Origin of the sequence: Croceicoccus pelagius (genome assembly GCF_001661915.1) — a bacterium.
In the GTDB taxonomy this organism is placed as follows: Bacteria; Pseudomonadota; Alphaproteobacteria; order Sphingomonadales; family Sphingomonadaceae; genus Croceicoccus; species Croceicoccus pelagius.
The window spans coordinates 208,219-225,438 of record NZ_LYWY01000040.1; the positions used below are offsets into that span (position 1 = coordinate 208,219).

The 17,220-nt window shown below is 63.5% G+C and carries 16 protein-coding genes and 1 tRNA gene; 4 read left to right on the forward strand and 13 right to left on the reverse strand.

What is annotated here, in order from left to right; all coding sequences use genetic code 11:
* Positions 1 to 321: 321 nt before the first annotated feature.
* The 3 genes from pgmG to A9D15_RS15230 form a co-directional block, all read right to left on the reverse strand.
* Positions 322 to 1,734, reverse strand: coding sequence for a phosphoglucomutase/phosphomannomutase PgmG (pgmG, locus tag A9D15_RS15220; RefSeq protein ID WP_066766505.1), 1,413 nt, complete (start codon positions 1,732 to 1,734; stop codon positions 322 to 324).
* 72 nt (positions 1,735 to 1,806) lie between these two features.
* Positions 1,807 to 2,097, reverse strand: coding sequence for a J domain-containing protein (locus A9D15_RS15225; protein WP_066766516.1), 291 nt, complete (start codon positions 2,095 to 2,097; stop codon positions 1,807 to 1,809).
* Positions 2,094 to 2,918: a division plane positioning ATPase MipZ gene (locus A9D15_RS15230; protein WP_066766519.1), complete on the reverse strand. Its 825-nt coding sequence runs from the start codon at positions 2,916 to 2,918 to the stop codon at positions 2,094 to 2,096. The genes A9D15_RS15225 and A9D15_RS15230 overlap by 4 nt, the downstream gene beginning before the upstream one ends.
* Before the next feature lie 101 nt (positions 2,919 to 3,019).
* Here A9D15_RS15230 and panC point away from each other — a divergent pair, with 101 nt between their 5' ends.
* Positions 3,020 to 3,877, forward strand: coding sequence for a pantoate--beta-alanine ligase (gene panC, locus A9D15_RS15235; RefSeq protein ID WP_066766527.1), 858 nt, complete (start codon positions 3,020 to 3,022; stop codon positions 3,875 to 3,877).
* A gap of 6 nt (positions 3,878 to 3,883) precedes the next feature.
* Here panC and A9D15_RS15240 read toward each other — a convergent pair whose 3' ends face one another.
* Both A9D15_RS15240 and A9D15_RS17175 read right to left on the reverse strand, forming a co-directional pair.
* Positions 3,884 to 5,158: a DUF3422 domain-containing protein gene (locus tag A9D15_RS15240; RefSeq protein ID WP_308419913.1), complete on the reverse strand. Its 1,275-nt coding sequence runs from the start codon at positions 5,156 to 5,158 to the stop codon at positions 3,884 to 3,886.
* 106 nt (positions 5,159 to 5,264) lie between these two features.
* Positions 5,265 to 5,618 (reverse strand): Sua5/YciO/YrdC/YwlC family protein, encoded by a 354-nt coding sequence (locus tag A9D15_RS17175; RefSeq protein WP_066766529.1) that lies wholly within the window; start codon positions 5,616 to 5,618, stop codon positions 5,265 to 5,267.
* A 124-nt stretch (positions 5,619 to 5,742) separates the two neighbouring features.
* Between A9D15_RS17175 and A9D15_RS16655 the strand changes: the two genes are divergently transcribed.
* Positions 5,743 to 5,925: a hypothetical protein gene (locus A9D15_RS16655; RefSeq protein ID WP_156521813.1), complete on the forward strand. Its 183-nt coding sequence runs from the start codon at positions 5,743 to 5,745 to the stop codon at positions 5,923 to 5,925.
* 79 nt (positions 5,926 to 6,004) lie between these two features.
* Here the strand turns inward: A9D15_RS16655 and A9D15_RS15250 are convergent, their stop codons facing one another.
* From A9D15_RS15250 to A9D15_RS15260, 3 genes are read right to left on the reverse strand one after another with little or no spacing between them, the layout of a single operon-like run.
* Positions 6,005 to 7,423, reverse strand: coding sequence for an efflux transporter outer membrane subunit (locus tag A9D15_RS15250; protein ID WP_082924529.1), 1,419 nt, complete (start codon positions 7,421 to 7,423; stop codon positions 6,005 to 6,007).
* Positions 7,420 to 10,632 carry an efflux RND transporter permease subunit gene (locus tag A9D15_RS15255; RefSeq protein WP_066766530.1) on the reverse strand — a complete coding sequence of 1,071 codons (3,213 nt, stop codon included), beginning with the start codon at positions 10,630 to 10,632 and terminating at the stop codon, positions 7,420 to 7,422. Before A9D15_RS15255 ends, A9D15_RS15250 begins: the two co-directional genes overlap by 4 nt.
* Before the next feature lie 3 nt (positions 10,633 to 10,635).
* On the reverse strand, positions 10,636 to 11,814 hold the full coding sequence (locus A9D15_RS15260) for an efflux RND transporter periplasmic adaptor subunit (RefSeq protein ID WP_066766531.1): 1,179 nt from the start codon (positions 11,812 to 11,814) through the stop codon (positions 10,636 to 10,638).
* A 96-nt stretch (positions 11,815 to 11,910) separates the two neighbouring features.
* Here A9D15_RS15260 and A9D15_RS15265 point away from each other — a divergent pair, with 96 nt between their 5' ends.
* Positions 11,911 to 12,540 carry a TetR/AcrR family transcriptional regulator gene (locus A9D15_RS15265; RefSeq protein WP_156521814.1) on the forward strand — a complete coding sequence of 210 codons (630 nt, stop codon included), beginning with the start codon at positions 11,911 to 11,913 and terminating at the stop codon, positions 12,538 to 12,540.
* Positions 12,541 to 12,568: 28 nt separating this feature from the next.
* Here A9D15_RS15265 and A9D15_RS15270 read toward each other — a convergent pair.
* Positions 12,569 to 12,642 (reverse strand) — tRNA-Gly (locus tag A9D15_RS15270).
* A gap of 55 nt (positions 12,643 to 12,697) precedes the next feature.
* Between A9D15_RS15270 and A9D15_RS15275 the strand changes: the two genes are divergently transcribed.
* The gene (locus A9D15_RS15275; RefSeq protein ID WP_156521815.1) at positions 12,698 to 13,138 is read left to right on the forward strand and encodes a putative quinol monooxygenase; all 441 of its coding nucleotides are present in this window, start codon (positions 12,698 to 12,700) and stop codon (positions 13,136 to 13,138) included.
* A 94-nt stretch (positions 13,139 to 13,232) separates the two neighbouring features.
* Here A9D15_RS15275 and A9D15_RS15280 read toward each other — a convergent pair whose 3' ends face one another.
* The 4 genes from A9D15_RS15280 to A9D15_RS15295 all read right to left on the reverse strand — a co-directional run bounded on the left by A9D15_RS15280 (position 13,233) and on the right by A9D15_RS15295 (position 17,210).
* A complete protein-coding gene (locus A9D15_RS15280; RefSeq protein ID WP_066766539.1) occupies positions 13,233 to 14,066 on the reverse strand; it encodes a cytochrome c1 in 834 nt (277 codons plus the stop codon).
* 25 nt (positions 14,067 to 14,091) lie between these two features.
* On the reverse strand, positions 14,092 to 15,366 hold the full coding sequence (locus tag A9D15_RS15285; protein ID WP_066766540.1) for a cytochrome b: 1,275 nt from the start codon (positions 15,364 to 15,366) through the stop codon (positions 14,092 to 14,094).
* A gap of 12 nt (positions 15,367 to 15,378) precedes the next feature.
* Positions 15,379 to 15,948, reverse strand: a complete 570-nt coding sequence (gene petA, locus A9D15_RS15290; protein ID WP_066766542.1) for a ubiquinol-cytochrome c reductase iron-sulfur subunit — start codon at positions 15,946 to 15,948, stop codon at positions 15,379 to 15,381.
* A 182-nt stretch (positions 15,949 to 16,130) separates the two neighbouring features.
* Positions 16,131 to 17,210: a class I SAM-dependent methyltransferase gene (locus A9D15_RS15295; RefSeq protein ID WP_066766547.1), complete on the reverse strand. Its 1,080-nt coding sequence runs from the start codon at positions 17,208 to 17,210 to the stop codon at positions 16,131 to 16,133.
* Positions 17,211 to 17,220: the final 10 nt, after the last annotated feature.

Sequence of the window (17,220 nt, forward strand, 5' to 3'; positions counted from 1 at the left end):
TCAGTGCCGCAAAGGTTTGCAGGCAAAGAAAAAGGCCCGGTGGACAAGCCGACCGGGCCATGAAGTTTTGGGAGAGGATGCCTGAAAGGCAGGATCTTTGTGCACTGCAGCGAGCCTTCTCGCAACTGCAAAAATAGCTACCGGACTTTCGTTTTTTGCAACGATGTCAATAAGCGTTCCCGATCAGTCACTTAGAACATGAATCATTTTTCATCTTGTTCCAACATACTGACTTTTTGGGCTTTGAATCGCCCCTGTCCTGTCAAGCGAGACCGCCACAAGCCCGAATCACCATTCAGGCCCCCTGATTTGTGAACGATATCAGTGAGAGGCCTGCGGGCCGCGTTTCAGGCCCGAAAGCGCCAGCTGATCGTCGATCTGCGCCATCAGGCGTTCAAGCCCCGCCTCACTGTCGCTTTCCGCGCGGGCGACCAGAACGTCCTGCGTGTTCGATGCGCGCAGCAGCCACCAGCCGTCGTCGTTCGTAACGCGAACGCCGTCAGTGTCGTTGACGTCGTCGGGGCTATCGGCCAGTCGCTCCTTCACCTCGTCGATTACCGCGAACTTGCGGCTCTCGTCCACCTGGAAGCGCATTTCCGGCGTGTTGATCATGTCGGGCATGTCGCCGCGCAGCTGCGTCACCGACTTGCCCAGCCGCGCGCTCGCCACGAGCAGGCGCACGCCTGCGTAGAGCGCATCGTCGAAACCGTAGTATTCGTGCTTGAAGAATACGTGCCCGCTCATCTCTCCGGCCAGCGGCGCACCCGTCTCCTTCATTTTGGACTTAATCAGCGAGTGGCCGGTCTTCCACATTAGCGGCTTGCCGCCATGCTCGGCAATCTGGTCGTAGAGCGCCCGGCTGGCCTTGACGTCCGCTATGATGGTGGAGCCGGGGACGAGTTTGAGGAGATCCTCGGCGTAAATCATCAGGAGCTGGTCGCCCCAAATGACGCGCCCTTTCCCGTCGATCGCACCGATACGGTCGCCGTCGCCGTCGAAAGCCAGTCCGAAGTCGAGATGCTTCTCCGCGACAAGGGCCCTGAGATCGGCGAGATTCTTCTCCTCGGTTGGGTCAGGATGATGATTAGGAAAATTCCCGTCGACATCGGTGAAGAGGGTAAAGTGCTCCCCTGGGAGCTTGGGGACCAGCCGTTCGATTGCCGGCCCCGCCGCGCCGTTCCCCGCGTCCCAACCGATCCGAAGAGTGGACAGCCGATCCTTCCCGGCAGCGTCCAGCCCGGCGATGGGTTCGAGGAGTCTCTCGATATATTCGGCCATGATCTCCCGGGTCTCGACCGAACCGGACCCGTCAAGCCAGTCACCGGCCGCGGCCATTGTCCCGATCTCGAGGATGTCGGCCCCAAAGAACGGCCGACCCTGAAATACCATTTTGAAACCGTTGTAATTGGGGGGATTGTGGCTGCCAGTTATCTGAATGCCGCCATCCACATCTTCGGCTGAGGCTTCGGCGTAATAGAGCATGGGCGTCGGCCCCATGCCGACGCGCACGACGTCGCACCCAGTAGAGGTCAGCCCCTCGCACAGCGCATGCTCCAGCATGGGCGAGGAGACGCGCCCGTCATACCCGATCGCGACCTTCTTGCCCCCTGCCCGGCGCAGCAGCGTTCCGAAGCTGCGCCCGATTGCGCGTGCGTCGTCGGGGCCGAGAGTCTCTCCGATGATACCCCGAATGTCGTATTCGCGCAGGACGGTCGGATCGAAGGTGTGGTTCATGGATGGCCTTTCGGTCGTGATGGTCGCGGGTTCGCGCCGGGGCAGCAGGACACTGCACCCTATGCTTCTGCCCTATAAGTCGTTTTTGCGCCGACTTTGTTCCAGCAGCAAGTCACGCGCATTGTCGATCGCGTGAACGGCATCGCTCGATCCGCCGCGATCGGGGTGCGCGTCCTTGATCGCGCGGCGATGCGCGGCAAGGATATCCTCCGCGCTCGCATCGCGCGAAACACCCAGCAAAGTGCGGGCCTGCGCGCGTTTCTGGCTCTTTTCGGACTCGGCCCACATCTGCCAGGGCCAGATTCCGAAAAGCATCCGGAAGGCAATCCCCGCCACCACGACGAGGATGACGAATTTCATCATGCGGCCTGATCCACCGCATCGCCCTTGGCCTGCGCGTTTGCGGTTTCCGGCATCGGCAGGTTCAGCCCCTTCACCAGCGCACGCAGTTCCTGCCGCGCGACGAGGTGGCTGGTGGCCAGATCGCCCAGGTGCCCCTTGTCGAGCAGCGTCAGCCCCGAAGGAAACAGTTCGCGATAGATGACGCGTTCGGACAGGCCCGGCGCAACGCGGAAACCGACCCGGCGCGACAATTCGGTCAGGGCCTCGTCGATACGGCGCATGTTGCGCGCCTCGACGTGCTGTACGCGGTTGCGCAGCACGATCCAGTCCATCTCGCGCTTGCCTTCAGTGACCGTGGCCATCCCGCGTTTCTTGCGGGTTTCCCAGATCAATTCGGCATAGAACGACAGCTTCTTCACCTTGAACGTTTCCGCATCGACCTGCCCGATAAGGTCGAAGTCGACGAAACTGTCGTTCAAAGGCGTGACCAGCGTATCGGCCTGCGTCGCGACGTGACGCGCATATTTGTCGTCGCGGCCCGGCGTGTCGAAGATGAGGAAATCGAGCCCTTCGCTGATTTCCGCGACCATTTCGTCGAGAGCCTCGACGCTCGGCCCGCCAAACACGCCTACGGCAGCGCCGGGCAGTTCAATGTCGCGGCGTTTCTCGGTGTCCAGCCGGTTCTCGAAATAGCGGTAGAAGGTACGTTGGCGCGGATCGAGATCGATCGCGCCGACTTTTGCGCCCTGATAGGCAAGGGCGACCGCGACGTGGACGGCGGTGGTCGATTTACCGGTTCCGCCCTTTTCGTTCGCGAACACGATCTTGTGAGGTGTGGTCATCTGTCCTCGCAGTGATTGATGCGCCGCCGGGTTTGCCGGGTTGCCCAACGGCGGGCGGACGCTACAGCTTGCGCAGCAGTTTACCGGAAGGGCTGAAGTTCATGCAAACGATCCGCGCGCTCAATCCACTACGGGAGACGACCGCCGCCCTTCGCCGCGCCGCGGGCAAGGGGGCAAGGCTGGCATTGGTGCCGACCATGGGGGCGCTTCACGACGGCCATCTGACGCTGGTGCGCCGTGCCCGCGAACTGGCGGACATCGTCGCGGTGTCGATTTTCGTGAATCCGAAACAGTTCGGCCCGAACGAGGATCTGGACGCCTATCCCCGCCAGTTGGAGCGGGACAGCGAGCTTCTGATCTCCGAAGGCGTGGACCTGCTCTGGGCGCCTGAAGTGGGCGAGATGTATCCCGAAGGCTTCGCCTCGAACATTTCGGTCGAGGATGTAAGCGCGGGTCTTTGCGGCGCGGACCGGCCCGGCCATTTCGACGGCGTGGCGACCGTGGTGTGCAAGCTGTTCAACCAGGTTGCGCCCGATATCGCGCTGTTCGGGGAAAAGGACTGGCAGCAGCTTGCCGTCATTCGCCGCATGGCCCGCGATCTCGATCTCTACGCCCCGATGCCAGAGGCGATCATCGGCGTACCCATCGTGCGCGAAAAGGACGGCCTCGCCATGTCCTCGCGCAATGCCTACCTCTCGGCGCAGCAGCGCGCTGCGGCGGTTACTTTGCCGAACGCGATGCGCGATGCGATCGAACGGCTGGAAAACGGCGACGCGGCCGCGCAAGTGCTGGACGACTTACGCGCCGCCTTGCTGGCGGGCGGCTTCGACAGCGTCGACTATGCCGAACTGCGCGATGCGGCCTCGATCGAGCTGCTGGACGAACCGAACGAAAACGCCCGCCTTTTCGTCGCGGCGCGCATCGGCGGGACGCGGCTGATCGACAACATGGCGGTGTAAGCCGCCTCAGTCGTGGTGCAGGATGCGCTGTTTCATCGACCGGATCGCCAGCCACATCGCAGCGACGACAAACGGGGTCAGCACCGCGATGATCACGCCCGACGAGATGTCGTGGTCGAACTTCTCCGCGCCTTTCAGCATGTAGCCGATGAGGCTGATCGCGTAGTAGCTGAGCGCCACGACCGACAGCCCTTCGACAAGGTGCTGCATCCGTAGCTGGGTCGAGATCGATTTCTCCATCGAGTGGAGCAGCCGCCCGTTCTGGTTCTCGATCCGCGTTTCGACCCGCGTGCGGAACAGCGACACGAACTGCGCCGTGCGCGCGGCCAGCGTCTCGGCCCGCCGTCGGTGCGCGGCGCAAGTGCGGATCGCGGGCAGAAAGCGGCGCTGGGTGAAATCGGCAAGCGACTGGAAGCCGGGCACGGGTTCGATGCACAAGTCCTCAAGCCGCTCCTCGACAAGAACGGCATAGGCCTCGGTCGCGCTCAGCCGGAAATCGGAGGACGCGGTCTGCGTCATCAGCTGCATCGACAGGTCCGTCACTTGCTTCAACAGCTCGTCGTCGGACACGTCGCTGCGCGCAACGCGGGTGCCGAGGGTGGCCAGTTCCGCCTCGATCCCGTCGAGTACTTTCCACCCGGCCTGCGCCACCGGCAGGCCGAGCAGCGCGAGGTTGCGGTAATTGCCCAGTTCCTGAAGCCGCTGGACCGTGCGCGACAGGTCGCCGGGCGGAAGCCCGTTCGCGGCGACCAGCACCGCGCCGAAACCATCCTCGCGCAGGCGGAAGTCCGACCAGATCCGCGCCCCGCCCGCGATGTCGCAACTGACGAGGTCGAGCGGCTCGAACGCAAAACGCGGAAGCAGGGCAGCGGCCTCGGTCATATCGGCCACGATCGCGATTCGGGTCGCGCGCACGATCTTGCCCGGCAGGCTGTCCGCCCAGTCGAGCGCGCGGGACACCGCCTCGTCCCCTTGCGGGTCGAGCGCGATGCCTGCTCCGCGTGAGATGAACAGCGTGGTCGCACTCGCCTCGCTGTGCCGTTCCCAGCCGAAATCGATCCCTTCGCCAAAGCTCCCCTGAACGTGGCGCGGGTTGGGCGAGGGTTCTACCGCGCCGCCTTCGGGCAGGCGGGCGAGCGATTCCTGCTCTATCTCGCGCTCCTCGTCCGCGACTTGCCGCAGGACCTGGATCACCGTCATCCCCGGCTGCAACTGCGGCCAGCGCCGCAAGTGCATTTCGGCGACGACCGATTTCCGCAGTTCGTGTTCGTTACGCATCATCGCGTCTTGTCCCGTCCGAGAACCTGCGCCGCCGTGACCGCCGGAACCAGTCTGTGATTCACCGGCTCCAGACCTGCGGCGCGCCGTTGCCTCGACAGGTTGTGCCTCAGAACACGGGTCTGAAGCACCCCACCTGAAAGGATGACGCCCGGCTATTTCTGCGCGGCAAGATCGGCCGCAGTCTCCCGCCACACGCATTGTGACGCAGCGCAGTATGGGGAAACATGGGGGCGGCGGGCGACTGCAAAAGGTCGTCCGCCGCCGCGTCCACGTGGCAATAACGCGCGATGCCAGAGACCGTCCTGGCCATGAGCGCAAACGGCATGGCATCGCGCGCCTTGCGACGACGCAGTTCGTGAACGGCCTCCGCGTTCCGCGCGTCACAAGAGAGGTAAGAAACCTCCAAGCCCTTGATTGCGGTTATCTTTCCATTCCGCAACAGCCGCGCGGTTTCAGCCACAGGTTCGTTTGCATCGGCACCCAGTCTTTGAACTCACAGGCGCGGCCCGCAATGGGCGCGGTGGCCGAATGCATATCGTTGCCGGCAATCCGAAAATAATCCTGCCATTGGCCCCGCGCAGCCAGTGGCCGAGCGGCCAGTGATCGGTGGAGGCCGCCAAAGTGTCGATGGCGGCCAGCCAGCGCTCCATCGCCGGAACGACAAGCGCAAGTTCGAGCATACCGGCGGCGATCCGCGCCTCCACACTCACCCCGCCGAGCCGCACGATGTCGCGAAGAAACGGATGACCCGCAACAAGCTGGCGTGAAATCCGATGTGTGCGGGGCAAACTTACCGGCAGATGCGCGATCAGAATGCGGAAGCGCGCTTTCCGGTCATTCGGCAACCTACAAGGGGCCGAAGCCCCCGCCCAGCGCCACGAACAGCGACGCTCGGTTCTGCAATTCGGCCCGGCGCGTCGCGATCAGCAGTTGGCGCGCCTCGAACAGGTTGCGCTCGGCGTCCAGCACTTCGAGATAGTCGGCCACGCCCTCGCGGTACCGCAGGCGGGCGATGCGGGCGATCTTTTCCTGCGCGGTCACGGCGCGGTCCAGCGTCGCGACCTGTTCAGCTAGGTAACGCCGCGCGGCCAGCGCGTCGGCGACTTCGCGGAAGGCGGTCTGCACGGCGAGGTCGTAGTTCGCCACTTCCTCGACCTCCATCGCCTTGGCCAGATCGAGGTTCGCCTCGCGCGCGCCGAAGTCGAAGATCGGCAGCGAAATGCTGGGGCCGAAGCTCCAGCCAAGGCTGTCGGACGAAAATAGGTCGCTGAGGTCGTTCGAAGTGAAGCCCGCGCTGCCGGTCAGCGAGATTGTCGGAAAGAACGCCGCCCGCGCCGCGCCGATATTGGCCCGCGCGGCACGAAGCTGTTCTTCCGCCGCGACGATGTCGGGACGAGCCAGCAGCAGGTCGGATGGCAGGCCCGCATCGAGGCGGCGCGCATCGAACTGTTGGGTCAGCGGCTGGCCCGCAGGCAGATCGACGGGAATGGTCCCGCCGACCAGCACGGCAAGCTGGTTACGCAGCTGTGCCCCTGCCAGCTTCTCGCTCGCCAGTTGCTGTTCGGCCTGCGTCAGCAGGGTTTCTGCCTGCCGGAAGGGCAGCGCGGACGTGACGCCCGCATCCAGACGGCGCTGCGCGATGCGAAGGCCTTCGCGGCGGCTCTGCGCAGTCGCTTCGGCAAGGGCAATCTGTTCCTCGGTCTCGAGAATCTCGAAATAAGTCGTCGCCGTATCGCGCACGAGCGAGAGGTAGAACGAACGCTGCGCCGCGACGGTCGCGAGGTATTGCGCCCGTGCCGCTTCCGACAGGTTCGCAACGCGGCCCCAGAAGTCGAGTTCGAACCCTGTCACGCCAACGCCGACGTCATAGCGATCAAGCGTGAACGGATCGGTCTGCATTCCGCTGATGTTCGACACGCCGGTGCGCGTGCGCGTCGCGCTGCCATCGGCGGCCACGGTCGGCAGCCGGTCGCTGCGCTGGATACGGTACTGCGCGCGGGCCTGTTCGATCCGTGCCGTGGCGGCGACGAGATCGCGGTTGTTGGCCAGCGCACTGGCGATCAGCGCATCGAGGCGCGGGTCGGTGAACCAGTCCCTATACGAAAGCTGCGATGCCGTAACCGTGCCGTCGGGCGCCATTTCCGCATCGTAGGCAGGCGCGCTGGACAGTTCGGGACGCACGTGATCGGGCGCGAAGTTCGCGCAGCCCGAAAGGGCAAGGGTGGCAGCGGCCAGAAGCAAGCCGAATTGCAGGCGGATCATCATGCCGGTTCCTTTCCGGCTGCATCGTGGGGTTCGATGTGCCCTGCGGCATGCGGCATACCGCGGCTCAACTTGCGGCGGACCAGCAGGTAAAGAACCGGGATGATGAAGATGCCGATGGCTGTCGCCGCGATCATGCCGCCCATCACGCCGGTGCCCACCGCGATGCGGCTGGCAGCACCCGCGCCGCTGGCGAAGACCAGCGGGACCATGCCCATCGTAAAGGCGAGCGAGGTCATGATGATCGGGCGCAGGCGCAGGCGCGCGGCCGACTTCACGGCATCGATGCGCCGCTTGCCCGCAGCCTCTTCCTCGATCGCGAATTCCACGATCAGGATCGCATTTTTCGCCGCCAGACCGATGATCGTGATCAGGCCGACATTGAAATAAACGTCCGCCGAAAGGCCGCGCAGCATGGAAAACAACACTCCGCCAAGTACGCCCATCGGCACGATCAGAAGAACCGCAAGCGGCACCGACCAGCTTTCGTAAAGCGCGGCCAGCAGCAGGAAGACCACCACGACCGACAGGCCGAGCAGCAGGCCGATCTGGCCGCCGGCCTGCTTCTCTTCATAGGACACGCCGGTCCATTCGAACGCGATGCCTTGCGGCAGCTGCGACGCAAGCTGCTCCATCTCGTCCAGCGCGGCGCCCGAACTTTCGCCCGGTGCGGCCATGCCCGACAGGGTCATCGCCGGATAGCCGTTGTAACGTGCCAGACTGACGGGCGCTGCGGACCATTCGACCGTGGCAAAGGCGCCGAAGGGCACCGGTTCGCCCGATGCGTTAGGGATACGCAGCGCCAGCACGTCTTCGGGCGTCATGCGGTGCGGCGCATCGGCCTGTACGAGCACGCGCAACACGCGGCCGTTGTAGTTGAAGTCGTTGGCATAGGCCGACCCGAAGTTGATCGAGAGCGCGTTGTTGATGTCGGTCATCGAAAGGCCGACGGCACGTGCCTGAAGCCGGTCGATGTCGATATCGATCGTCGGGCTGTCGCCCTGTTCTTCCGGTCGCAGGTTCACGATCAGCGGGCTTTGCGATGCCATGCCCATCAACTGGTTGCGCGCATCGAGCAGCGCCTCGCGGCCTAGGCCCGCACGGTCTTCGATCTTCATCGTGAAACCGCTGGCCTGACCCAGCGACTGGATCGGCGGCGGCTGGATGACGAAGGCGATGCCGTTTTCAAGCTGGGAGAACACACCGCTCGCCTTGGCGAGAAGCGATTCCGCGCTGCTTTCGCTGGACGTGCGCTCGCTCCAGTCCTTGAAGGAGGTGAACATCATCGCGTTGCTCTGGCCCTGGCCGAAGAAGCTACGGCCGCGCACGACGACGATGTCTTCGACTTCTTCCTGCGAAGTCCAGAATTCCTTCATCGGTTCAACCGATTCGTTCACGCGGTCACGCGTCGAACCGGGTGCCGACTGCACCATCGAAATCAGGTAGCCCTGGTCCTCGTTCGGCAGGAACGCGGTCGGCAGGCGCATGAACAGCAGCAGGGTCACCGCGCCCAGTGCGATGAAGACCGCAAAGGCCCGCATCGGCGCGGCGAGGATCCTGTCGTTCGCGCGTCCGTATTTTCCGGTCATCTTGTCGAACCACTGGTTGAACCGGCCGAACAGGCGCTTGGCGCGCCATTGCAGGACAGCCAGCCTTCCGCGCCATCCCTCGCCCTCGGGAGGAGTGTCGGACAGGTGTTCGCCTTCGTGCTCCTCCGCCTTCAGGAACGTCGCGCACAATGCGGGCGTCAGCGACAGCGCGAGCACGGCGGAGAAGAAGATCGAGATCGCCAGCGTGACCGAGAACTGACGGTAGATGCCGCCGGTCGACCCCGGGAAGAACGCCATCGGCAGGAACACCGCGACGAGCACCAGCGTGATGCCGATGATTGCGCCGGTGATCTGATCCATCGCCTTGCGCGTCGCCTCCAGCGGGCCAAGGCCTTCTTCGCGCATGATGCGTTCGACGTTCTCGATCACGACGATCGCGTCGTCGACAAGAATGCCGATCGCCAGCACCATGCCGAACAGAGACAGCACGTTGATCGAAAACCCGAAGAGCCAGAGGCCAAGGCAGGCGCCCGCCAGCGCGATAGGCACGACGAGCGCGGGAATGATCGTTGCGCGCCATGACTGCAGGAAGAGGTACATGACGAGGAAGACGAGGATCATCGCCTCGACCAGCGTCTTGATGACTTCCTCGATCGAGGCCTGCACGAAGGGCGTGGTGTCATAGGGGACAGCCCAGTTCACACCTGCGGGAAGCGAGCTTTCCAGTTCGGCAAGGCGCGTCTTAACGCCTTCCGCAGCGTCCAGAGCATTGGCCCCTGTCGCAAGCTGGATCGCCATGCCGGCCATCGGCTTGCCGTTCCATTCGGTCGTGACCGAATAGTCCTGCGCGCCCAGTTCGACGCGCGCGACATCGGCAAGGCGTACGACCGCACCGCCCGTATTTGCGCGAAGGATGATGTTTTCAAACTCCTCGACCGTGGTGAAGCGGCCTTGCGAGGAAATGGTCGCGGTGATCTGCTGGCCTTCCACGGTCGGCAATTCGCCGATCGCGCCGCTGGCATTCTGGGAGTTCTGTTCCTGCACCGCGGCAAGGACCTGTGCCGGCGACAGGTCGTAGGACGCCAGCGCCTGCGGATCGAGCCAGATACGCATGGCATATTGCGAACCGAACAGCAGGACGTCGCCAACGCCGTTCACGCGGCGCAGTTCATCGACCACACGCTCGGCGGCGATGTTGCCGAGATCGGTCGTCGTCATGTTCGGATCGTCCGAGGACAGCGCGACGATCATCAGAAAGCTGGAATTGGCCTGGCGGACACTGATGCCCTGTTGCCGCACGGATTCGGGCAGGCGCGCCTCTACTGTGGAGAGGCGGTTCTGCACCTCGGTCTGGGCGATATCGATGTCGGTGCCCGATTCGAAGGTCAGCGTAATGCTTGCCGTGCCGTTCGAAAGGCTGGACGAGGCCATGTAGAGGAAACCCTCCACCCCGTTCAGCTGCTGCTCGATCACCTGGGTGACGTTGCTTTCCAGAGTTTGGGCATCGGCACCGGGATAGACGACCGAGATCGTCAGCGACGGCGGGGCGACTTGCGGATACTGTTCGACCGGCAGCGTTCGCAGCGCAAGAACGCCGGCGAGCAGGATACCGAGCGAGACGACCCATGCGAAGATGGGCCGGTCGATAAAGAAACGGGCCATGGCTTATTCGGCCCCTGCCTGTGCAGCGGCCTTTTCGGGCTTCGTCGCGGCGGTTGCGGGCGCCTTGTTGCCGACCGGCGTCTCAACCGGCTTGACCGGCGCGCCGGGGCGGATCTTCTGCAGGTTCGACACGATGACCTTGTCGCCAACCTTCAGCCCGCTCTTCACGATCCACTGTTCGCCCAGCATCGCGCCCAGCTTCACCGGGCGCATCTGGGCAAGCCCGTCCACATCGACCACGTAGACCGAGCCGCCGTTCTGGTTCACCGTCACCGCGCGCTGGGGAACGGCGATGCCGTTGCTGATCGTCCCCACGGAAATTTTTGCGCGCACGAATTCACCGGGAAGCAACACGCCATTGCTGTTCGGGAATTCGGCGCGGACTTCGACTGTGCCCGTTTCTTCGTCGACCGAAAAAGCAAGGAAGTCGAGACGGCCAGGTACGTCGTAGTCCGTCCCGTCAGCGAAAGTAAGACGCACTTCAGCGGTCTCGCGACCGGCGTAGTCGATTTCGCCTGAATTGATCCTGTCGCGAACGGCCAGAAGTTCGCTCGCCGACTGGTTGAACGTGACATAGACCGACGACGTCTGCTCGATCTTCGTCAGCAGCGTGCCTTCGCTCTGGCTGACCAACGCACCTTCAGTGACCTGTGCACGCCCTGCCCGACCGGAGATCGGCGCGCGAACGGTCGTATAGCCTAGTTGAAGCCCGGCTGCATCGAGCTGGGCGCGGATCTCGGCGACACTGGCATCGGCCTGTCGCGCGGCGGCAACGGCGGCGTCGTATTCCTGCGCGCTGATTGCGTTCTCCTCAACCAGCGGACGATAGCGGTCGACAACCGCGCGGGCGTTGGCGGCGGTTGAACGGGCGCGTTCGAGGCTGGCCTGCGTCTGCGCATAGCTGGCGCGCAATTCGCGCGGATCGATGCGGAAAAGCGGCTGTCCGGCGCTGACGTAGGTGCCTTCCTCGTAAAGCCGCTGCTGAACGATACCGGTCACGCGTGCGCGCACTTCGGCCGTCCGCACCGGCTCGACCCGTCCGGGCAGTTCGATCACGTTGGGCAGGGTGGATTCCGCGACCGTAATCGTGCGAACAGGGACTGCAGCGGGAGCCGCAGCCTCGTCAGCGGGGGAACAGGCTGCGAGAAGCAGGGCGATGGACCCGGCCAGCAAGGCTCTCATCAAGAAGGGGCTTTCAATTCCATTGTGCAAGTGCGAAGGTGTAATAGTCATTACACGTTGCATCGGCAAGACGCTTTCGAAGAAGATTTCCTATCGATGAACAAGATTTCCGAATGCTGCAGGCTCGACCGGCGCCGCCAGGCTATCCTTGAAGCTGCCCGCGAGCTCTTCATTTCAAAGGGATACGAGCAGACGACGCTGGGCGATGTGGTCAAGGCCGCAGGCGGCTCGCTGTCGACGATCTACAAGCTTTTCGGCAACAAGGACGGCCTCCTCGATGCGGTCGTGTTCGCCAAGGTGGTGTCGGGCGCCGAGATGATTCGTCAGGTTGTCGACACCGAACCCGATCCGGTGAAGGCCTTGTCGCGTATCGCGCGCGAGCTTTATCACACCCATCTCGAAGCCGAGGCCGTGGCGCTTGTGCGCGTCGTCATCGCCCATTCCATCCGCGACAAGAGCTTTGCCGAACGCTTCTTCACCACGACCGCAATGCGCAGCCGCGACGCGGTAGAAGCCGCCTTGCACAAGTGGCGCGCGGAAGGGTTGAAGTTCGTCGGCTCACCTTCGGAACTGGCCGACATGTTGCTGGGCCTGATGGTGGTGGACATGCAAACCCAGGCGATCAGCCACGGCCTGAAGGGCGTCGTCGACGATGCCGACATTGACTATCGCATCACGTTCTTCCTGCGCGGCGCAGGGCTTTTGCAGGCCGACTCGGCGGGCTGACTTGTCCGGGTGTATCGCGGGGAGAGTTTGGAGCGGGTAAGGGGAATCGAACCCCTCTAGCTAGCTTGGAAGGCTAGAGCATTACCACTATGCTATACCCGCTCACCAGGTGCGGATTTGCGCTTGCCACCGCTCGGGCCGTCTCGTCAACGCCTTCTTGCATGGCACCCTTCCCTTTCCGCCAGTTTTCATCGCCACCTGCACGGGGTTAGCCATGCCGCTCAAGAAATCGAACGGGAGTGGAGAGATGCAGGTAATTGTCGCAGGTTGGATCCGGATGGAGGGCGAGGCCGCTCCCACGTTGTTGAGCGCGCAAGGGCATATTGATGCAGCGCTCGCCGAGAAAGGGTGCATCGCCTACGAATGGGCGGTCTATCCCGGTAAGACCGACACGATTTTCGTGTTCGAGCAGTGGGAGACGATCGACGACCTTATCGCCCATCTCAACGCCGAACCCTATTTCGCGATGGGCGGACACCTGGAGAATGCCGGAATCGCCGGGGCTGAGGTGCTCTGCCACTCGGTAAATAAAAGTCAGAACATCTACGGCAACGACGGGCTGATCGCGGAAGAGATCTTCGGTATCCGCACCCGCTGACTTACGCGGCCAAGGGTTAAACGGGCAAACGCGCAAAGAAAAAGGGCCGCCGGTTCGATCCGGCGGCCCTTTTCGTATTCGGTTATCGAAAACCTCAGTGCTTCTCGTTCCGCCAGACGTTGCGGTAGGCAAGGTATGCCAGGACCGTCGCGATCAGCAGGAAGAGCACCACCGGCCAGCCCGTTGCGTGGCGCTTGGCGAGCGTGGGCTCTGCCGTCCACACGAGGAACGCGGCAACGTCCTGCGACATCGAATCGAGATCGTTGGGCGAACCATCGTCGAAGTCCACTTGGCCGTCCACCAGAGGCTGCGCCATGGCGAGGTTCAGGTTCGGGAAGTACGGGTTGTAGTGCAGCCCGTCTGGGGTCTTCGCCTCGGGGAATTCGGCCAGCAGTTCCGCAGGCTGATCCTGATAACCGGTCAGCAGCGAATAGACATAGGCGTCGCCGTTGTGTCGGGCCTTGGCCATCAGCGAAAGATCAGGCGGAATCGCGTTGTTGTTGGCAGCGCGAGCGGCGACATCGTTCGGATAGGGCTTGGGGAAGTAGTCGGTAGGCAGGGCGGCACGCATGGTGTCTTCGCCCGTAACCGGATCGATGCCCGGAACCATCCAGGTCGCGGCTTCGGCCTTAACCTGCGCTTCGGTGTAGCCCAGCTGTTCCAGGTCGCGGAAAGCGACGTGGCGCAGCGAGTGACAGGCCGAGCAGACTTCCTTGTAGACCTTGTAGCCACGCTGGACCTGCTGAAGGTCGAAGTGGCCGAAGGGGCCGTCGCTGGCAAGGTGCAGCGCCTTGGGGTGTTCGTGGAACACGTGCTCGGCCGTTTCGACCTTGGGCTCGCTGGCCCAGGTGAAGAAGCCGACCGCGAGGGTCACGAGAAGCCAGCCGCTGAAGAAGATGCCGACGAGGATGCCGATTAGACGGACCATTTGTCTGTTTCCCTATTCCGGCCGGTTATTCGGCTGCCGCTGCGCCGTTCTTGGCGAGCACAGCTTCAGTGATGGAGTTCGGCAGAGGCTTGGTCTTCTCGATCATCGACACAATGGGCAGGATGATCAGGAAGTGCGCGAAGTAGTACGCGGCGGCCAGCTGGCTGAACATGACGTAGGGTTCTTCAGCCGGTGCGCCGCCCAGGTAGAACAGCGCGGCCATGCAGGGCACGAAACCGAACCAGATGAACTTGCGCAGCATCGGGCGGTAGCGGGCCGAGCGAACCGGCGACGTGTCGAGCCAGGGCAGGAAGAACCAGACCAGGATGGCTGCGAACATCGCGAGCACGCCGAGCAGCTTGGCGGGCACGAAGAAGAAGTCGAACGTGAAGGCACGCAGGATCGCGTAGAACGGCCAGAAATACCATTCCGGAACGATGTGCGCCGGCGTCGAGAGCGGGTTTGCCGGGATGTAGTTGTCCGGGTGACCCAGAGCGTTCGGCATGAAGAACACGAACGCGGTGTAGATCACGAGGAACGCGGCAAGCCCGAAGCCGTCCTTCGCGGTGTAGTAGGGGTGGAACGGAACCGTGTCCGATTCCTGCTTCACTTCGACGCCCGTCGGGTTCGACGAACCCGGGATGTGCAGCGCCCAGATGTGGAGGATGACCACGCCCAGGATCACGAAGGGCAGCAGGAAGTGCAGCGAGAAGAAGCGGTTCAGGGCGGCGTTATCGGGGGCAAAACCGCCGAGAAGCCAGATCTGAAGCGGTTCGCCGACCAGCGGGATCGCGCCGAACAGGCCGGTGATGACCTTGGCGCCCCAGAAGGACATCTGGCCCCACGGCAGGACGTAGCCCATGAAGGCGGTTGCCATCATGAGAAGGAAGATCACGACGCCCAGCAGCCAGATCATTTCGCGCGGCGCCTTGTAAGACGAGAACAGGAAGCCGCGGAAGATGTGGGTGTAGACCACGACGAAGAACGCGGACGCGCCGTTCGCGTGGGCGTAACGCAGCATCCAGCCCCAGTTGACGTCGCGCATGATGTGCTCGGTCGAATCGAATGCGACCAGCGCGTTGGGCGCGTAGTGCATCGCGAGGATAATGCCGGTGACGATCTGGATCATCAGGCAGAAGCCGGCAAGAACGCCGAAGTTCCACCAGTAGTTCAGGTTACGCGGGACCGGATAACCGGCGCCGATCGCGTTGTAGACGAAACGGGGAAGCGGCAGCTTCTCGTCCATCCACCGCATGAACGGGTTGGTCGGCTGGTAGTGGTTCGCCCAGGGGAAGCTCATCGTCTCTTATCCTCAGCCGACTTTTACGGTGGTTTCGGAGGTGTACTCGTATTCCGGAACCTGCAGGTTCAACGGAGCGGGCCCCTTCCGGATGCGTGCGGCGGTATCGTAGTGCGAGCCGTGGCACGGGCAGAAATAGCCGCCGAATTCGCCCTTCACCTCGCCTTCGCCCGCGCCCAGCGGGACGCAGCCGAGGTGGGTGCACACGCCCATGGTGATGAGCATGTCTTCATGCCCTTCCTTGGTCATTTCAGTGAGCGTCGCCGGATCGCGCAGCGTCGATACGTCGACGGCGTTGGCTTCGGCGATTTCCTTTTCCGTCAGGCGGCGCACGAAAAGCGGCTGCTTGCGGAAGACGGCCTTCACGGCCTGGCCCGGCTGGATCGCGGAGATATCGACTTCGGTCGAGCTTTCGGCGAGCACGTCCTTGGACGGCGCCATCTGGCTGATCAGCGGGTAGAGGGTCGCAAGCGCACCCACGCCGCCGAAGCTTACCGCAGCGATTTCGATGAAGTCGCGGCGACGAACGCCACCTTCATCGCCATCCGCAACCGCGGTGTTGTCGATCGTAGCCTCTGCCATGCGTGGCCATCCCTGATCTGGCCGCCCGGCTGATTACCGGGCAGGAAGGTTTTCAGACTTTCCGGAAAGCTGCCCGCCTCCGGACCCGAACGGAATCGTGACAGCACGAGGCAATTCGCCCCGCACAGGACCCGTCTTGGCGCGCCTCATAGACACGGTGCGCGAAATTTCCAACAGGCATTTTACGCTGTTTCCGCAACTGCGAAGCCTGCACCTTCGGGCCATGCCGAACTGCGAAGGGCGATAACCTTGAACAGATCGCCCATCTGATCGGGGTCGACGAGGCGTTTCAGCGCCTCCAGAACGTCACCCGCATTCGCCGGATTCGCCCGTGCCAGCGCGCCTGCACGCTGCCCGATGCCCAGCGCCATCAGGAACGCACCCTGCGGGCTCATGCCGGTGACGGCCAGTCCTCCGTCTCGCGCAGCCTCTGCCAAAGCGGTAAAATCGACGTGGGCAGTAAGGTCCGCCGTACCGGGTGCTTCGAACGGATCGGCGCGTTCGTGGCGGGCGACGGCTTGGAAGGTCGATCCGGTGCGCGGCGCAAGGTGGCCGTAATCAATCGCGAGAATCGCCCCGCCTTGCCGCGCGACGCGTTCGGACAACTCGCGCATAATCGCGGATGCGGCAGGGCAGGTTTCGACGACCGTGCCTTCCGCCTTGTCCCGCAAATGCGCCGGAACAGCCGCATCCATCGGCTTGTCGCCCGGTGCCGGAACGAATCGGTCACCGGCGAGCGCCACGGTCATTTCGCGCCAGCCGCTTTCCGTTCGAACCAGTTGCCGGATTGGCAGCGCGTCGAAGAATTCGTTGGCGACGACCAGCAGCGGACGGTCGTCAGGCAGGGTCGAGACATCGTCGTGGAACTGCGCGCCCGCCAGCAAGTCGCCCTGCGCCCCGCGCAAGGCGGGCGATCCTTCGACAAGGTGCGCGCGCGGCACGCCGCCCGTCATGCCCAGCACGCGTAGCGCATCGCGCGCCAGCGTCCCGCGCCCGGGCCCAAGCTCGACATAAGCCGCAGCCGAAGCATCGGGCAGGCCCGCAGCCACCGCCCTTGCGCGCGTGTCGGCAAGCCAGCCGCCGATCATCTCGCCGAACATCTGGCTGATCTCGGGCGCGGTGATGAAATCGCCCGCCGCGCCCAGCGGATCACGCGGGCTGTAATAGTGCGCGTTCGCCTCTGCCATGTACTGCGCGAGCGATATCGGCCCGAAATTGCGAATCAGGTCGGCGAAATGGTCCGAAAGGTCGCGCCGCGCCATGAACGCCCGC